At 40.5% G+C, this 14,753-nt stretch carries 17 protein-coding genes; 4 read left to right on the top strand and 13 right to left on the bottom strand.

Annotated features, from left to right (window positions below; translation table 11 throughout):
• Positions 1–100 precede the first annotated feature (100 nt).
• Positions 101–1,042: an NAD(P)H-dependent flavin oxidoreductase gene (locus ACEQ81_RS15040; protein WP_411031736.1), complete on the top strand. Its 942-nt coding sequence runs from the start codon at positions 101–103 to the stop codon at positions 1,040–1,042.
• Positions 1,043–1,122: 80 nt separating this feature from the next.
• On the opposite strand, the gene ACEQ81_RS15045 is transcribed toward ACEQ81_RS15040, so the two are convergent.
• The 5 genes from ACEQ81_RS15045 to ACEQ81_RS15065 all read right to left on the bottom strand — a co-directional run bounded on the left by ACEQ81_RS15045 (position 1,123) and on the right by ACEQ81_RS15065 (position 6,236).
• Positions 1,123–2,169, bottom strand: a complete 1,047-nt coding sequence (locus tag ACEQ81_RS15045) for an SMP-30/gluconolactonase/LRE family protein (protein ID WP_411031737.1) — start codon at positions 2,167–2,169, stop codon at positions 1,123–1,125.
• Between the two features lie 17 nt (positions 2,170–2,186).
• Positions 2,187–2,846, bottom strand: a complete 660-nt coding sequence (locus ACEQ81_RS15050; RefSeq protein WP_411031738.1) for an SCO family protein — start codon at positions 2,844–2,846, stop codon at positions 2,187–2,189.
• Positions 2,847–2,868: 22 nt separating this feature from the next.
• Positions 2,869–4,599, bottom strand: coding sequence for a hypothetical protein (locus ACEQ81_RS15055; RefSeq protein ID WP_411031739.1), 1,731 nt, complete (start codon positions 4,597–4,599; stop codon positions 2,869–2,871).
• 556 nt (positions 4,600–5,155) lie between these two features.
• Entirely contained in the window at positions 5,156–5,626 is a 471-nt protein-coding gene (locus ACEQ81_RS15060; protein ID WP_411031740.1) for a nuclear transport factor 2 family protein, read from the bottom strand.
• 145 nt (positions 5,627–5,771) lie between these two features.
• Positions 5,772–6,236 (bottom strand): YHS domain-containing (seleno)protein, encoded by a 465-nt coding sequence (locus tag ACEQ81_RS15065; RefSeq protein ID WP_411031741.1) that lies wholly within the window; start codon positions 6,234–6,236, stop codon positions 5,772–5,774.
• Between the two features lie 101 nt (positions 6,237–6,337).
• On the opposite strand from ACEQ81_RS15065, the gene ACEQ81_RS15070 reads away from it, so the two are divergent.
• Positions 6,338–7,243 carry an AraC family transcriptional regulator gene (locus ACEQ81_RS15070; protein ID WP_411031742.1) on the top strand — a complete coding sequence of 302 codons (906 nt, stop codon included), beginning with the start codon at positions 6,338–6,340 and terminating at the stop codon, positions 7,241–7,243.
• Positions 7,244–7,298: 55 nt separating this feature from the next.
• Here the strand turns inward: ACEQ81_RS15070 and ACEQ81_RS15075 are convergent, their stop codons facing one another.
• On the bottom strand, positions 7,299–7,955 hold the full coding sequence (locus ACEQ81_RS15075; protein WP_411031743.1) for a hypothetical protein: 657 nt from the start codon (positions 7,953–7,955) through the stop codon (positions 7,299–7,301).
• Positions 7,956–7,966: 11 nt separating this feature from the next.
• Positions 7,967–8,446, bottom strand: a complete 480-nt coding sequence (locus ACEQ81_RS15080; protein WP_411031744.1) for an RNA polymerase sigma factor — start codon at positions 8,444–8,446, stop codon at positions 7,967–7,969.
• A 296-nt stretch (positions 8,447–8,742) separates the two neighbouring features.
• Here ACEQ81_RS15080 and ACEQ81_RS15085 point away from each other — a divergent pair, with 296 nt between their 5' ends.
• Entirely contained in the window at positions 8,743–9,162 is a 420-nt protein-coding gene (locus ACEQ81_RS15085; RefSeq protein ID WP_411031745.1) for a hypothetical protein, read from the top strand.
• A gap of 47 nt (positions 9,163–9,209) precedes the next feature.
• Here the strand turns inward: ACEQ81_RS15085 and ACEQ81_RS15090 are convergent, their stop codons facing one another.
• The 5 genes from ACEQ81_RS15090 to ACEQ81_RS15110 all read right to left on the bottom strand — a co-directional run bounded on the left by ACEQ81_RS15090 (position 9,210) and on the right by ACEQ81_RS15110 (position 12,143).
• The gene (locus ACEQ81_RS15090) at positions 9,210–9,809 is read right to left on the bottom strand and encodes a short chain dehydrogenase (protein ID WP_411031746.1); all 600 of its coding nucleotides are present in this window, start codon (positions 9,807–9,809) and stop codon (positions 9,210–9,212) included.
• A gap of 81 nt (positions 9,810–9,890) precedes the next feature.
• Entirely contained in the window at positions 9,891–10,193 is a 303-nt protein-coding gene (locus ACEQ81_RS15095) for an ArsR/SmtB family transcription factor (protein WP_411031747.1), read from the bottom strand.
• 127 nt (positions 10,194–10,320) lie between these two features.
• Positions 10,321–10,734 (bottom strand): hypothetical protein, encoded by a 414-nt coding sequence (locus ACEQ81_RS15100; protein WP_411031748.1) that lies wholly within the window; start codon positions 10,732–10,734, stop codon positions 10,321–10,323.
• Positions 10,735–10,750: 16 nt separating this feature from the next.
• The gene (locus tag ACEQ81_RS15105; protein ID WP_411031749.1) at positions 10,751–11,332 is read right to left on the bottom strand and encodes a DinB family protein; all 582 of its coding nucleotides are present in this window, start codon (positions 11,330–11,332) and stop codon (positions 10,751–10,753) included.
• An 82-nt stretch (positions 11,333–11,414) separates the two neighbouring features.
• Positions 11,415–12,143, bottom strand: coding sequence for a hypothetical protein (locus ACEQ81_RS15110; RefSeq protein WP_411031750.1), 729 nt, complete (start codon positions 12,141–12,143; stop codon positions 11,415–11,417).
• Between the two features lie 143 nt (positions 12,144–12,286).
• On the opposite strand from ACEQ81_RS15110, the gene ACEQ81_RS15115 reads away from it, so the two are divergent.
• On the top strand, positions 12,287–12,640 hold the full coding sequence (locus ACEQ81_RS15115; RefSeq protein ID WP_411031751.1) for a hypothetical protein: 354 nt from the start codon (positions 12,287–12,289) through the stop codon (positions 12,638–12,640).
• Between the two features lie 13 nt (positions 12,641–12,653).
• On the opposite strand, the gene ACEQ81_RS15120 is transcribed toward ACEQ81_RS15115, so the two are convergent.
• The gene (locus ACEQ81_RS15120; RefSeq protein ID WP_411031752.1) at positions 12,654–14,684 is read right to left on the bottom strand and encodes a six-hairpin glycosidase-like protein; all 2,031 of its coding nucleotides are present in this window, start codon (positions 14,682–14,684) and stop codon (positions 12,654–12,656) included.
• Between the last annotated feature and the right edge of the window lie 69 nt (positions 14,685–14,753).

Genomic DNA, 14,753 nt, shown 5'->3' on the forward strand with positions numbered 1-14,753 from the left:
AACCGACCATTTTTTATCTGCAAAAAGTGTAGAAAACGCTTGGGGTTATTACCAAAATTCCCTTAAGTTTACCGTAATAAAGCCAAATGTGCCTACTTCCATGCAGAATAGAATTACCCATCTTTTTAACATTCAGTATCCAATAATACAGGCCGGAATGGTTTGGGCCAGTGGATGGCGCTTGGCCTCTGCGGTATCAAATGCGGGAGGTTTGGGTATTATTGGGGCAGGCTCTATGTATCCTGATGTGCTACGAGAGCATATCCAAAAATGCAAGCAAGCTTGCAACAAACCATTTGCCGTAAATGTTCCTATGCTCTATCCAAATCTTGAAGAAATAATGGAGATCTTGGTGCAGCAAGAGGTAAAGATTGTATTTACTTCAGCAGGCAATCCCAAAATTTGGACGCCTTACCTTAAAGAAAATGGGATATCGGTGGTTCATGTGGTCAGTAGTGTAAAATTTGCAATGAAGGCGCAGGATGCCGGTGTGGATGCTGTAGTCGCTGAAGGTTTCGAAGCCGGAGGGCATAATGGACGCGAAGAAACTACCACAATGGCTTTAATTCCAGCCGTTAAGGAAAAGATAAGCATTCCGCTGATAGCAGCTGGGGGTATAGCCAGCGGTAGATCAATGTTGGCGGCAATGATATTGGGTGCAGATGGCGTGCAGGTAGGTAGTAGGTTTGTTGCCAGTTATGAGGCATCTTCACATGAACTTTTTAAACAAATGGTAGTTGACGCAGGAGAGGGAGACACGCAACTTACCCTAAAAGAGCTAACACCAGTCAGACTATTAAAAAATAAATTTTTTGAAGACGTTATGCAGGCGTATGCCGAGGGTGCTTCCAAAGATCAATTGACAGAACTTTTGGGACGGGCCAGAGCCAAAAGAGGCATGTTTGAAGGCGATATGGAAGAAGGCGAATTGGAAATAGGCCAGGTCGCTGCTTTAATCCACGATATAAAACCTGCAGCAAAAATAGTGAGCGATATGGTAGAAGAGTTTGAAACTGCCAAAAAGGAGGCGACCAGCCTATAACAGCGGCTGTTTGAAAATACGGTTTTTAGTAAAATGCCCAGCTAATGTTTCGCGTCTTTCCAATTTAAAGAATTAATATGCTACGTTCCGGAGAGTTCTATTCTAAGTACATAACTATCCGCTGTAATATATAAAGTAGATTTGTCCTGATTAAAACTACAATTAGAGGTTGCTTGCCCGGTTCGGATTTTACCTAATAATTTTCCCTCTGGGGAAAACAAAAAAACACCACCTGGTCCGGTAGCAAATAGATTGCCTTCATCATCAACCTTTAATCCATCGGGTAATCCCTTTTCATGTGGTACCATACTGGTTGCATCAAAGAAAATTTTGCCATTTTTAAGAAGCCCATCTTGGTCTACGTCGTACACTTTCCAAATCGCATATTCCGGATCGGAATTGGAGAGATACATTTTTTTCTCATCGGGTGAAAAGGCAATACCATTAGGTCGGGTCAGCTCATTGGTCAATAATTCAACAACTCCAGACTTGGTAACTTTGAACACTCCCTGGTAAGGCAACTCTTTTTCCACAGTTTCCATCAATGCTGGCAGCCCATAAGGGGGATCTGTAAAATAGAGATCACCATTGCTCTTGTATACAGCGTCGTTAGGACTGTTAAATCTGGCTGCTCCATATCTTGTGGCTATTGGGGTGAAAATGGGTTGGGGATCGTCAATAAAACCTTCCATTTTAACTATCCGCCGTTCCCCATGCTGACAAAGTACTAAATTACCTTTCTTATCCAACAACAATCCATTGGACCCAGGTTCCGAACCTTCAAAATCCTTTCCCAGATATCCCGATGGCCTCAGGTAAAGATTTGAACCTTCTTCCTCTGTCCAACTGAACACCGCGTTTTTGGGAATATCGGAATAGAGTAACATATTTTTGGAGGCCAACCATAATGGTCCCTCGGTCCATTGGTGTCCTTCGGCAAGAATTTCTATTTTGGCTTCCTTTGGGATTATAGACCAAAACGAATTGTCCAATGCTTCCAAACTACCTTCCTTTAACAAGGGGTACGGATGTTGTTTTGGCATAGCCTCAGGTGCCGCAATTGCCTTTTTTTGGTCTCTGCAAGATAAGACTGCCAAGGTTAGGAGTAAAAGCAAGCTTGTCTTCACCTATTTTCGTATTAATTTTAGTTCAATAAGCGCTTTATATCAACAATTAACCGCTTAATTTCTTCTTCTTTGGTGCCATCGTAGATACCCCTGATGCGTTTTTCTTTATCTACCAAAACAAAATTTGGAGTATGGATGAAATCTTGAAGCCCTCCGTCTCCTTCATCAACAACCGCAAAGTAACTTTTTCTGGCTAAATCATATATATGTTTCTTATCGCCCGTAGTAATGTTCCATATGCCATCCAAGGCGCCGTGCCTGTCCGCATAGTTTCTTAAAACGGCCACGCTATCCATTTCGGGAGTTACGGAGAGGGATAATAACCTAATCATATCATTGCCCTTAAATTGCTCTTGTAATTTGGCCATGTTACTGGTCATGATAGGGCATATAGTTGGACAGCGAGTAAAAAAGAAATCGGCAACATAAATTTTCCCGGAATAATCCGCTTGGGTTATAACCTTTCCGTTTTGATTTACCAGTTGAAAATCTGCCACCGTATGTCCGGTACTTTCTCCCTGCTTGCTACGGTCCACCAATTGGGGATTTAGGTCCGAAGGATTATATATGGGAAGTTCATCCTTTGCTGTAATCACCTTGTGCAATATTACTGCCGCTATCAGCGAAAGGAACAAAATCAGTTCCAAGGGAACTGGCATTTTTTTCAACAAACCCATGTATGCTGGATATTAATAAAGTTTATAAGACCGAATTGTCCAAAGTTATGTCGGCGTGTTTCCAGGCCGTGTCATATTCTTGCTTAATGGCTGCTGCCTCTTCCGTTTTGCCTTGCTCTTTAAGGCTTTTATGAAGCCCCATTAGCGACCATCCATTTTGTCTTAATACCTTTAAATCTTCTTTATAAACCTTTTCCGCTTCTTCAAACTTGTTGGCTTTTAGGAGTATGGCCCCCAGGTTTTGCCTTGTGGGGATATGCCAGGCAGATGGTTCTGTGTAAACCAAGTTATCCTCGGCTATCACAGCCTTTTCCAAGTGTTCCTGTGCTTTGGCAAGATCTCCTTGCAAGGCGGCCAATTCTCCGGCCACTACTTCATAAGCAACATTGGCAATGTTAACAGAGGTATTATTGGCAGCAGCTACCAGGTCTTTCAAATCCGGGTCTTCCCTTAAGGTTTTGATAGCTTCCAGTTCCTCCATGGCCTCCTTGGCGTTGTTTTTCCTTATGAATGCTATGCCACGCGCGTAATGCCGTATAAGGCTCAGGTGTTTAATTTCAGGGTTTGGAGCAGGAATGGTAAGGATGTCATTCCATTTCCCGAAACGCGTATAGGCCAGTAAGGGGGTAGCTGCAAAATCTTGTAAAAAGGGTAATGTATTCAATTCTCCAGTAGGTACTTTTTCTGCTGTTTTCTTGGCGGCATCTATGGCAATTTTACTATCTCCCAATAAACTCGCGGCCGACCATAAAAAATGAATGTTATGTGGATAATATCCCAGTGGGTAAAGTCCTTGCGAATAACATTGCGAGATATAGTCCTCATCTGCCAAAATTGCGGCCTGATTGGCTGTTACAGCATCCTTATAACGCCCTACCCTAATATATATGTGTGATGGCATATGCACAATATGCCCGGCCGCAGGCATAAGGCTACCTAACTTATCCGCACTTGGAACGGCAAGATCTGGTTTAGGTAATTCTACCATATGAATATAGTAATGGTGTGCCCCAGGGTTATTGGGGTCTAGCTTCATGGCTTTCTCCAAAGCCAGTTTGGCTTCCGCGATGTTGGGCGAAGGGTTTCCTTCGGCGTCCCAATAATTCCACGGTACTGTATTCATCACCGCGGCAGCATACAAAGTTTGGATGTTGGCATCCTCGGGAAATTGCTTTACTACCTTTTCCATAGCGTGCATATAGGCAAGGTTCAGTACTTCTACTTCCGTGGTTAGATCTTTACTATATCTAGATGCCAGCGCCTGTATAAGTGCTTGCTCTTTTGGTGTTGCTTTAGATGCAAGACCTTGTGCCATGGCGAGCGCCTCATTGTATTTGTTCTTTCGCTCATCATCCGGTAAGGGATCGTTGATATTAGGACCTAAGGCATAGGCCTGGCCCCAATAGGTCATGGCAGAACCTGGGTCTAAACGAGAAGCTTCCAGATAGGAACGATGTGCTTCCGCATGGTTAAACGCATACGTTAACTTTAGACCTTGATCAAAAAAAGTTTGCGCCCTTTCTGTTTTGATGGTAATGGGAAAGTGTAGGTCTCCCAGGTTTTCGAACAAAGGGGAAATCTGTTGGGTAGTGTCCACATCGCTAAGCAGATACTTGGCAACGGTGCACTTTATAAAATTAAATGAAGCCTGCTGCGAACGATCTGGTAGCTTCTCTGAAGCACTAGGAGTAAAATAATAGATTAGGGACAAAAATACAACTGCTAATAACAGCAGACCTGTTTTTGTTTTCATGGGTTTAAAATTTAAAATGTTCTGGTTATACAATCAGTGTTCGTTTTTAATATAAAAATTGGATTTTGCGTCTAGCCAAAAACAAAAGGGGGGGCATTTTTGGATGTTTGGTAAAATTTTCGGAGAAGAAAAAATACACCTTTTACCATAAAATTTGGAAATCACCGGATTGCTCCACAATAAGGGTTTACTACAGGAAAGTGCAACCATGGTCAATATAGACATAGGTTTTTCCCATTCGCATAGACAACTATATAAAAATAGGGTGTAACAAATTAAAAGTGACAATAAAAGGGCGTATTGATACTTCATTCTCGTGTTAATTGATGTACCTAAGGCACATGTATGGCTACAGCGTGGGGGAATAAAGTATTAAACTTGGTGCAGCTTAAAGGTAACGAATTTACACAAGAAGGGATAAAAAGCTAACGAATGTGTGTGATATGAAGTGCAATCCGTGCATTCTGCCAATATTCCTGTACGAATGGCATTCCCAAATACGGTGTTAATGTACGCTTAAATGGGGTCACCAAGAGAACTGATCGGATATGCGGGTTTATCCTTTGTACGATGTACAACCTGCTCTTCTTCTCGTATCTATTAGGTAGATAATCTTCCAGATACCATTATCATGAAACAACTGAAATGAATTTACGCCACAATGGCTAAACTTTCCATCAAGCCAAAACTCATAGGTAGTCCAGGCATTGGCCATATTGCCATCTACCTGAACATTATAGGAGCTAATTCTTTCCTCCCATTTCTCCAGTACCGGGCGTTTGCTTCCTATCACTTTTATAAAACCTGCCACATCGTCCTGCTTTAAGATATCCTGCCCTTCTTTATTTCTAAAGGCCGTCTGAAAAGTAACGTTGTCACCCATGGTCTGCTTTAATTTAATGGTATCCCCTTGGTGAAAAGCATTAAAAAAAGCCTCTACTACACCTTTTACCTCAGTTTCGGTGGTATTTTGGGCTTTGGAGGAAAAAGCTACCAACAGGCAACAAATAGTTATTGTTTTTTTCATAACGCAGATCGATAAAATTAAAATGTTCAAAATACGCTTATAAAGATGCCTTTAATAACTGAAAAAAACAAAAATTTTACATTTGGCAAGAACAGAAGTAGGGAATAAAGAACGGCCAACAGATATATGTTGGCCGCTACTAGAACTACTTGATGGTTTTGAGAGTCTTCCAATTTGCATTGGCCAATTTTTCCATCTCGCCCTCATTACCTAACCACGGGATAATGGTATTAAAGGGCTTGCCTTCATAATAGTCATTGAAGAAAAGATAAAGCTTACCGTTATCTATTCTAAAGGTTTCGGGGTCTACCGGTACTTTTTTGTTCATTTTAGCCACCGCAAAGGCACAATAACCACCATACTTCGGAAGATATGCAGTGGGGTTGGCCATAAAGGAAGCCCTGTTTTTGGCACTGGAAAAATAGTAGGTTGCTCCCTTGTGTTCTGCAGAAAATTCCACACTGCCCCTCGCTGCAGTATTGGTGGTAAAATAGTTTACCACGTCATAACCTCTTAGCGCCAGTTGGTTTTCATCAGTACTCACGGATTGCGTTCTGGCGGCAATACTAAAGAGAAAAATAAAGCTAAAAGAAAGAAATACGTTTTTCATTGTTTATGGATTTAGATATTAATAAAGCAAATCTAAACGTAGAACTTGTATCATTGATTATATTTAATCCATTATATTTGCTTAATCGTACAAAAAAGCAAATGGACGTATTGAGTAAAGTGTTGGAGAAAATAAAACTTTCCAGTGCTGTGTATTTTAAATCGGATTTCCCTGCCCCTTGGGGTATGGAAGTGCCTAAAGGACCATTTTCACAGTTCCATTTGGTTGCTCATGGAAAATGCCTCTTACATTTTCAAGAAGAGTTTATTGAGCTTTTTGAAGGCGATATTGTGGTTTTTCCTTTAGGTTCCCATCATTGGTTGGCAGATGCTAAAACCAGCAAACGGGCGTCTGGGCAAGAGGTACTCACGGCCATACAGCAAGGGGAGTCTTTGTTTCAGGGAACCCAACTACATACGACTTTGGTCTGTGGACATTTTGAGTTTGATAGATCCTTTGATCATCCGGTTATTAGTGAACTGCCAAACTTGATACATATTACCAAGACCGAAAAAAAGGACTATCAATGGCTCGCCCAGATTGTTGAATTAATAAAACACGAATCTGCCGCGGGCCAGGTAGGAAGTCATGTGATAGTTAATAAATTGGGAGAAATTCTTTTTATGCATGTATTGCGCGCCCATATGTTGCAACAAAAACGGCAACAAGGCTTTTTAGCGGCCTTGTTGGATCCGCGCATGGCCAAGGCGCTAACAGCAATACATTTAAACCCGGCGTTTGAGTGGAAATTACAGGGTTTGGCCCAGATTGCGGGAATGTCTCGGACCAGTTTTTGTAACCGTTTTAAAAGCCTAATAGGGGATACTCCGCTGAACTACGTTACCCAGTGGCGGATGTTATGTGCTAGGGAGCTCTTGTTACAAAGTGCTAAGCCTGTGGGTGAAATTGCTCTGGAAGTAGGGTATAGATCGGAAGCAGCTTTTAACCGTGTTTTTAAAAAACGAATGGTTTTAACACCTCTAAAATTTAGAATGGAACGCCGGTAGTGCGAAGCATAATCAGTCCTATGTGAGTAAAATCCGTAAAAATGCAAACACTTTTTTACGCCCTTAACTCTTCCATATCAGCAAGGAGTTCATTCAATTTTTTGAAAACTCGGCCATAAATCAGATTTACATCCCATTTATAGATTTTTCTACCAAAAAAGGCCAGCAGAATCATGATTAACACTACGCCTATTATCCCAATTACAGGAATACCGAAAATTAAATAACTATCCGGATAGTGCATAATAAATTTTTGTACCAAAGCTTCTCCCATGGGCGTACCATCCATATTAAAAAACCAAAACCCCAATAAAATGGCCAAGAAGATTAAAGGGTAGTAAAAGCTGGCCATTTGGGCGTTTACCAAAAGTTGTTGTTGCATCCAATCACTAAAAGACTTTAGGTAATTATAGCTGTTGTCACTTTTATCAATTTTGAGCAACCCTTTAAGAAGCTTTCTGTTCACTGCGACTATCGTATTCAATATTAAAAAAAGCAGTATTCCCGTAACCGGAATACCAAAAAAGAAGGATGCCAACAATACAACAAAAGATCCTACTACTATGGCAACGAGGTTTATTTTGAACATTTTTTTAAACTTGTCTAAAATATGTCTCGATTTTTGCTGGTACAGGTTGTTTATTCTTGGTGCTATTAGGGCATCGTGTTTTAAAAAACCTTCTTTCCAAATTATCTCCAATGATTTCTCCATTTGCATATGTTTTAAGTGAGTTTTTTTCGCAATCGATCCTTTATTCTATTGATCCTGACCCCAATACTATTTGGGTTTGTACCCATTATCTCCGCTATTTCTTTATAACTCTTTTCTTCTAAGTAAAGCAAGATAACTGCACGGTCTACCTCGGATAACAGCCTAATTGCAGCATACAATTGATTGAGTGATTCGTCAGTAAATGCCTTACTCTCTTCCAAAGCTTCTAAGGGTACAGCATCGGAAGGGGTATGTTGAACATTGTTTTTCTTTTTTTTCAATAAGGTGAGACATACGTTCAATGAGACCCTATAAATCCATGTAGACCACGCGGATTGTCCTTTAAATTTTCCGCTGCTACGCCATATTTGAAGGCAAACTTCCTGATAATAGTCTTCATAATCTTGCTGGGTGCTGGTATAAGCCCGGCATATTTTAATGATTATTGCCGCATACGGTAAAATAGACTTGGTATAAAAATCGGTACTCACGATTGTTTTTTTATTTAGTGGCTCAAATTACAGATTATTACAGGGCTGCAAATTTTCTTTCGGTTTGGCCCCAAATAGTTTTGCTGTTATTAACCGGATAAAAGAAACTCAATTTGACTAACCGTGGACAATGGCTATCAGAATATCTTTGATACTTTTTTAACACTCTTCCCAATGGCGTTCACATAGGTTTAACGTACTACCAGCTTAATTTTCATTAAAAATTTATATCTTTCTTTTAATCAAATCGCTGATACATAAGTGTTTGCGGTTAACAATGTTTTAAACCAATCCTTATGAAAGAGAAAAACCTCAAAACACCTTTTTGCCGTTTTTACTATGTATCGCTATTGGGCTTTTTAGCACTAACCCTAGGCTTTGGTATTCCTGCTCAAAACCAATCAGATATGGAGTTGATACAAGGAAAATGGGACTGGGTCTATACAAAAGGAAAAGAAAAGGGAGAAACATATAATGTAACCCCACAATCCATGAACATGTCGGTAACCTATAACTTTGTGGACAAGGACGTTAAAATTTACGTTAACGGTGTAGATAACGAAATGTACCCGTTTTACTTTTCTGCCGATACCCTTAAGTATGGGCAAGAGGTGGTGTTGTACCGGTTGTCTGGTGCAAACGACTCCCTAATTTTAAGCAATAGCAGTTGTTGCGATGATGTTTTTGAAAAAGCATTCGTCCGTACAGACGACTAATCTTGGTCAATAACTTTTATTGTACATTAAAATAGGTTTATATTGGGTTAATCGTATATCCGGATTACTTCTCCACTCCCTTTTCCCAATACACTTCTTACGTATCCGTTTACTACTTTGTCCATGGGTATGGGATTGTGCCCTGGGAAGTAAGTACCATACTTTTCCGCAGCATCTTCTACCATACCGCTTGAGACCACGTTTATCCTAATTCCGTTTTCAATTTCCAATTGTACCGCCTTAACAAAACTGTGGATAGCACCATTTACCATGGCTGCACTTGTGGTGAGAGCTACAGGGTCATCTGCCAGTATTCCTGTTGTGAGCGTTATAGAACCTCCTGGGCTAAGATACTGTCTGCCAATCCTTACCAGGTTTACCTGCCCCATTAATTTACTGCGGAGCCCTATAAAGAAATCGGATTCGGACAAATGCTGAAATTTGGCCCACTTTGCATCTCCGGCAGCACAGATAATGGCATCTACAGCGCCTACTTTTTTAAAAAGTTCTTCGATAGAATCCGATGCAGCAATATCAACGTTAAGATCGGTTGTTCTGCCGGCAACGAGTACCTCATGTTGTTCTGAGAAATGGGCAACTACTTTTTTGCCGATTGTACCGGTACCTCCAATGATAAGTATTTTCATAATTTTTTATTATAGTATCTTCTAAATTTTTATTTTCAATTCGATAATTCTAGATTTATAGATGTATCAATATAAAAGCCTTCATATTTTTTCCAGGATTAACTTGGCATATTTCTTTACAGTGTCCTCATTGCGTTTGTAATAGGTCCATTTGCCTATTCTTGTTGGAATAACCAACTCTGCTTGTTGCATTAGGGACAGGTAATGGGATATTGTGGATTGCGAAAGTTGCGCCTTTTCTTGAATATAAAGTACGCACACACCAAAATCAAAATGACCCAACTCCTTATGGGGAGGAAAGTGCTTGTCCGGATCCTTAAGCCATCCAAATATATTGAGGCGTGTTTGGTTAGAAAGCGCTTTGTTGATTTTTATAATATCCATATCACAAAGATAATTAAACATCGATAATTATCGATATGTAGATGTAATTTTAGTTGAAAATTAAGAAAATTTGTAAGCAGTAGGGTAGTGGTACAATAGTTATGCGTGGGCAATCGAGGACCATAAATCAATCAAACGGCAGCCGATCGGGTTCTAAAAACATATGTTTTGCTTGTTCTAGGGCAAATATGTTGATCCCATAATGCGCATCCATAAGTTCTTTAAAGTTGTATTGCAGACGAGGAAATTGAACGATAAAATCACTAAAATTCCCTGCATTTGTCTTTTGCATAAAATGATAAACCGCCTTTGTGGCCGCCACTGTAACCGTTTTGTTGAATTTATCCCCGGCGCCAAGGCTCTCGGCATACGCAGGTATTTGGGTACACAAATGCGTTATTGAAGTTTCTAACCCATACTTCTTGATATGTATCCATGCGAGTCTCAAATGTGCTTCATGACTAAAGAACTTGGGGTTTAGCGTGCGGTTTGCAAACTGGGTTTCAAATTCCTCATCACTAAGGCTAAAATGATCCTGCATTTTCTTTCAATTGCGATTAATCTTCTTGCTCCCTTGTTTTTCCCCTAAAAACACTTACTCCCGGATGTAGGGGATTGCCAGACGACCTTCGGAAAGATACAACCTGTCCTGCATGATATATGGCATCTGCAATGGGCCCATTGATCATATTCCAAAAAGGATATTCACTTACCCTTTCCTTACCCTGAAAGATTACTTTCATATTATCGATTTCCGCACTTGTTTTTCCCAAAAACAATTCGCTGGCTTTCTTAATATTGTTTAAAGTACCTGCCCTTAACTCTTCAAAAGACATACCGGAAATATCTTGTGGACGGATGTTTGGAATACTTTGAGGAGCATTTACAATAGTTTCCGACAAGCTATAGATATGCTGCAAGGTTTCAAAAGTAGTACGCACTTCTTCAGAGGGTGCAAACTGCAAATCTTCCTCTCTAAGCCCTTCCGTAACCCAATAATAGCGATATCCGAGTCCGTCTATAAGCCTAGAAACCACATTCCCGGGGGTGTAGTCTGCCGGATAGTCCGGAATGGAATGGTAGGGCAGTACATTTTCCTTGGACTGTTGGGCGTTGGCAGAAAATAATATCGTAAACATAAAAAAGTACATTATTGATTTCATAGGTCGTTTTATCTCTATTGTGTTTGTAAAGCTAAGATACAAACAGACGGGTATATAGTTACCCTTTTTCTATGGAAAAACTTTTTCTGGAACGTGAAACCAAGGCACTATCTATGGTCTTCTTTTGATTGGCAGATAGTTTGTTTTCCCACGCGTTTAGAGAATGACCCGTGGTTTTTCTCAACATTTCCAGATAATAAATTATAATCTCGTATTTTCGGTCGGGACTAGCAAGCCCCACAAACCTGGACATCATGTATTCATCCTCAACCATATAACCTTTTTTCTTAAGAAAGGATCGGGTCAGAGCCCCCTCATTGGCAGGGTTTTCCTCGGCCAACTTTTTACTGTCATAATACCAAGTGTTCTGCCGGTACTTGTTTTTTCCTATGGTTTCTGCCTTATCAAAATTATAGTTATATGTAAAATCCACGCTGGGTAAAAAACCTTCAAACTGAACGATAAACAATTTTTCTATTACACTGTCTTCGTTCACCGCAAATACAAATCGTTCTCCAGAGGCGATGGGCTTTCCTTGTATATCCTTCTCATATTCATCCGAGTTTGCCACAATTTCAAAATCGAAATTTCCTATATACTCAAATGTTTCGTGCACTTTAATGGTAATTTCTGGTAGTTCATTAGAAATCAGCATATTATCTTGCACATATCTACTCTGGACAGTTTCCGGAGTGCCATTACCAATTTGCCTTTCGGGTTCTTTAACGGTTCTTTTGCAACACCAAAGAGCTATAAAACCCAGTACTATAAAGTGTTTTGTTTTCATAGGATTTGATTTAAGTCATCTATATACTTCCGATGGCTTTTTGGAGTTTAAAGTACGGTTTTTTTCGATGTATTGCCGTTAATTTATGGAAGTGGTCTTACTTTGGTATTTAACCATTTCTTTTCCTAAATTGAGCCACGATTATGAAAAAAATAATTTTGGTTCTGTTTTTAATGGTGGGTACCCATAGTGCTAAGGCCCAATTGGAAAGCGACAAAGTTCTTCACTTTGGTGCCGGTGCGTTGAGTGGGGCTCTTGGAGCCTTGGTCGCACACGAACTTTCTGATGGAAATAGGGGTTGGACTTTCGCCGGTTCTGTTGGTGCAAGTCTTTTGGCCGGTTTGGCAAAGGAAGCCATTGATCAGCGCGACAATAATGCCTGGGATAACGGAGATCTTGCCGCCACTGTCTTAGGGGGGATTACTGTAGGGGTAACCATTGATATTTTTACGGCAAAAAAGCGCAGAAAGGCTCGTAATATAGCACACCTAAAATAATCATGGTATTGGTTTAGAAATTAAATTGCACCGGGATATCTTTTTTAAAAGGTTTCTCGGACACTACTTTGCTTTTTCGATTGTCCAAAAGCCGAACCACGGTGTTGTCTCCTTCTCTCATCACTTCAATATCGAAATCCTGTCCAAAAGCTTTAACATTTCGAAGGGCCATGGTGTTCCAACCATCCGGTAACCTTGGTATCACGGTAAAACTGGCTAAGCCTGTTGGGGTTATTCCAAAAAGACCCTCGGTCAGTACCCTGCAATACAATCCGCTTTCTGCGGAAAGGTGCGCCATATTACCTTCCGGAAAGGCTTCCACCACATAGGGAACACGTTTCCCAAGCAAACGCTGCTTGGAAAACGCGATCAATTTTTCTGTGGAAACTTCCGTAGCACCTGCCAAAAAAGTTCCTCGTAATGCATATAAGGTACCTCTATCCCAAAACACCTCGGATACTTTTGGGTCTGCATTGTTCTTTTCTACATGAACACCGTTTTCCGTCCATAAACGCTCAAAAAGTGCCGCTATGGTACCTTCTTTTCGTTCATGGATGCCCACAACAAGGGGCAGACATATCCAATGTCTTAAGAACTTATGTTCTTTATAATATTTATAGGTATGTAGGCCTTCGACTTCGGAACCAAAATAACGTTCAATGGCCGTTTTTAATCTTTTACCGCGCTTTTTGTATGTACTACTGGGGATGCCCAAGGATTCAGCAAGATCTGTAGCATGCCTTAAGGCACCATAATACAGGGATGAAGTAGAAAGATTGGCCCTACCGGTTTCTATACGGCCTTCCATTTCATCTGATTGGGATAACACTACACCTTCCTTGTTCAATTTGCTATGGTTGTATTCTAAACACCATTGTATTAACGGCCATAATTCTTGGGCGATGGCCTTGTCACCAAGGGCAAGGGCATACTGGCTAGCGCCATAGGCAATCATGGCGGCATCTCCTCTATCCAATGGGGAAGGAGGCTCGTATTCCTCTACCTCAAAGGCATAGGGCAAAGCCTCATAGGCTGCATTCATCTTCCCGGCAAAGGCCCTATAGGTATTCATTGCTGAAATGTTGCCTACCTCATAACCTAAAAAAGGGAAGAAAGGATTTACATATTCTGCTTGGTCATTTGCCCAAATACCTACATAGTAACGGCCACCTCCCGGAGAATGGATCAATCCTAATTTGGAGTCGTAAATACTTTCAGAAGCCCTTATTTTTGAAAATTCAAAAAGGGTATTTAAAATGGGCTCTGGTGTTTCCAGGTTAAGCGAGCCTGATATTTTGGACAAAAAATCTTGTCTAGATGTTAATTGCACGTCGTTGGTACAATCGGTAAAATCTTCCCCTTCTTTTTTGGCTTTCATATGGATATCACCAGAAAAGGACTGTCCAGGAGCAAGATAGATTTCCTCGGGAAAACAAGAACTGACGGCCCTAGAAAATTTGCCGTCTTTTCCTTGATCCTCGTAACGTAAGTTTGTGTTTCCTACAGATATGGTAATAGCTTGGTCAGAAGTATTGTAAAGTGTCCAATTTTCTATGAACAACCTTTCGTCCATAGACGGGAACAATTTTCTCGTTAGCGCAATCCCGGATTTGGATGTATGGTGCTGAAAATGCAGCATACCGTTAATTTGGACAGATTTAACCTTACCGGGCTCAAATTGTTTGTTGCCAATGAAGAGTTTTGGTAAAATGGCATCCGAATAAGTATCTTTTAAATAGGCTCTATAGATAAACCAACCAGGATCGTTATCTTTTATAAAGGGATGTAGTTGCGGAAAGAATATTTGTCTTTTCAGAGACAGCTGCCCCGTTGTATCTATGTTATAAGTAATGATGCCGGCCACCTTAGTACCTGCCATTTCAATATTGTCTTTATGCGGAAGGTTCTGATCAGCTTCTAAATCCCAGACGATGGAAGTGGGGGAAGCTATTTTCCAATGTTCCTTATAACTGTTTTGGGCAGATGTAAGGGAAACTATGAAGATAAATAGGATTACAACAGGGGGCTGGTATTTATTTTTCACGTTGGCGTATTTAAATATCGGATGAAATTGGTGTTATCAAATATAGATAACTTTTGTTAAGAATGTAGC

This window comes from Spongiimicrobium sp. 3-5, assembly GCF_046557915.1.
Taxonomy (GTDB): Bacteria; Bacteroidota; Bacteroidia; order Flavobacteriales; family Flavobacteriaceae; genus JBHEBG01.

Coding starts and splice junctions, on each gene's coding strand:
- ACEQ81_RS15040 (WP_411031736.1), top strand. CDS start 101: ATGCAGAATAGAATTACCCATCTTTTTAACATTCAGTATCCAATAATA.
- ACEQ81_RS15050 (WP_411031738.1), bottom strand. CDS start 2,846: ATGGGTTTGTTGAAAAAAATGCCAGTTCCCTTGGAACTGATTTTGTTC.
- ACEQ81_RS15055 (WP_411031739.1), bottom strand. CDS start 4,599: ATGAAAACAAAAACAGGTCTGCTGTTATTAGCAGTTGTATTTTTGTCC.
- ACEQ81_RS15060 (WP_411031740.1), bottom strand. CDS start 5,626: ATGAAAAAAACAATAACTATTTGTTGCCTGTTGGTAGCTTTTTCCTCC.
- ACEQ81_RS15065 (WP_411031741.1), bottom strand. CDS start 6,236: ATGAAAAACGTATTTCTTTCTTTTAGCTTTATTTTTCTCTTTAGTATT.
- ACEQ81_RS15070 (WP_411031742.1), top strand. CDS start 6,338: ATGGACGTATTGAGTAAAGTGTTGGAGAAAATAAAACTTTCCAGTGCT.
- ACEQ81_RS15075 (WP_411031743.1), bottom strand. CDS start 7,955: ATGGAGAAATCATTGGAGATAATTTGGAAAGAAGGTTTTTTAAAACAC.
- ACEQ81_RS15085 (WP_411031745.1), top strand. CDS start 8,743: ATGAAAGAGAAAAACCTCAAAACACCTTTTTGCCGTTTTTACTATGTA.
- ACEQ81_RS15090 (WP_411031746.1), bottom strand. CDS start 9,809: ATGAAAATACTTATCATTGGAGGTACCGGTACAATCGGCAAAAAAGTA.
- ACEQ81_RS15095 (WP_411031747.1), bottom strand. CDS start 10,193: ATGGATATTATAAAAATCAACAAAGCGCTTTCTAACCAAACACGCCTC.
- ACEQ81_RS15100 (WP_411031748.1), bottom strand. CDS start 10,734: ATGCAGGATCATTTTAGCCTTAGTGATGAGGAATTTGAAACCCAGTTT.
- ACEQ81_RS15105 (WP_411031749.1), bottom strand. CDS start 11,332: ATGTTTACGATATTATTTTCTGCCAACGCCCAACAGTCCAAGGAAAAT.
- ACEQ81_RS15110 (WP_411031750.1), bottom strand. CDS start 12,143: ATGAAAACAAAACACTTTATAGTACTGGGTTTTATAGCTCTTTGGTGT.
- ACEQ81_RS15115 (WP_411031751.1), top strand. CDS start 12,287: ATGAAAAAAATAATTTTGGTTCTGTTTTTAATGGTGGGTACCCATAGT.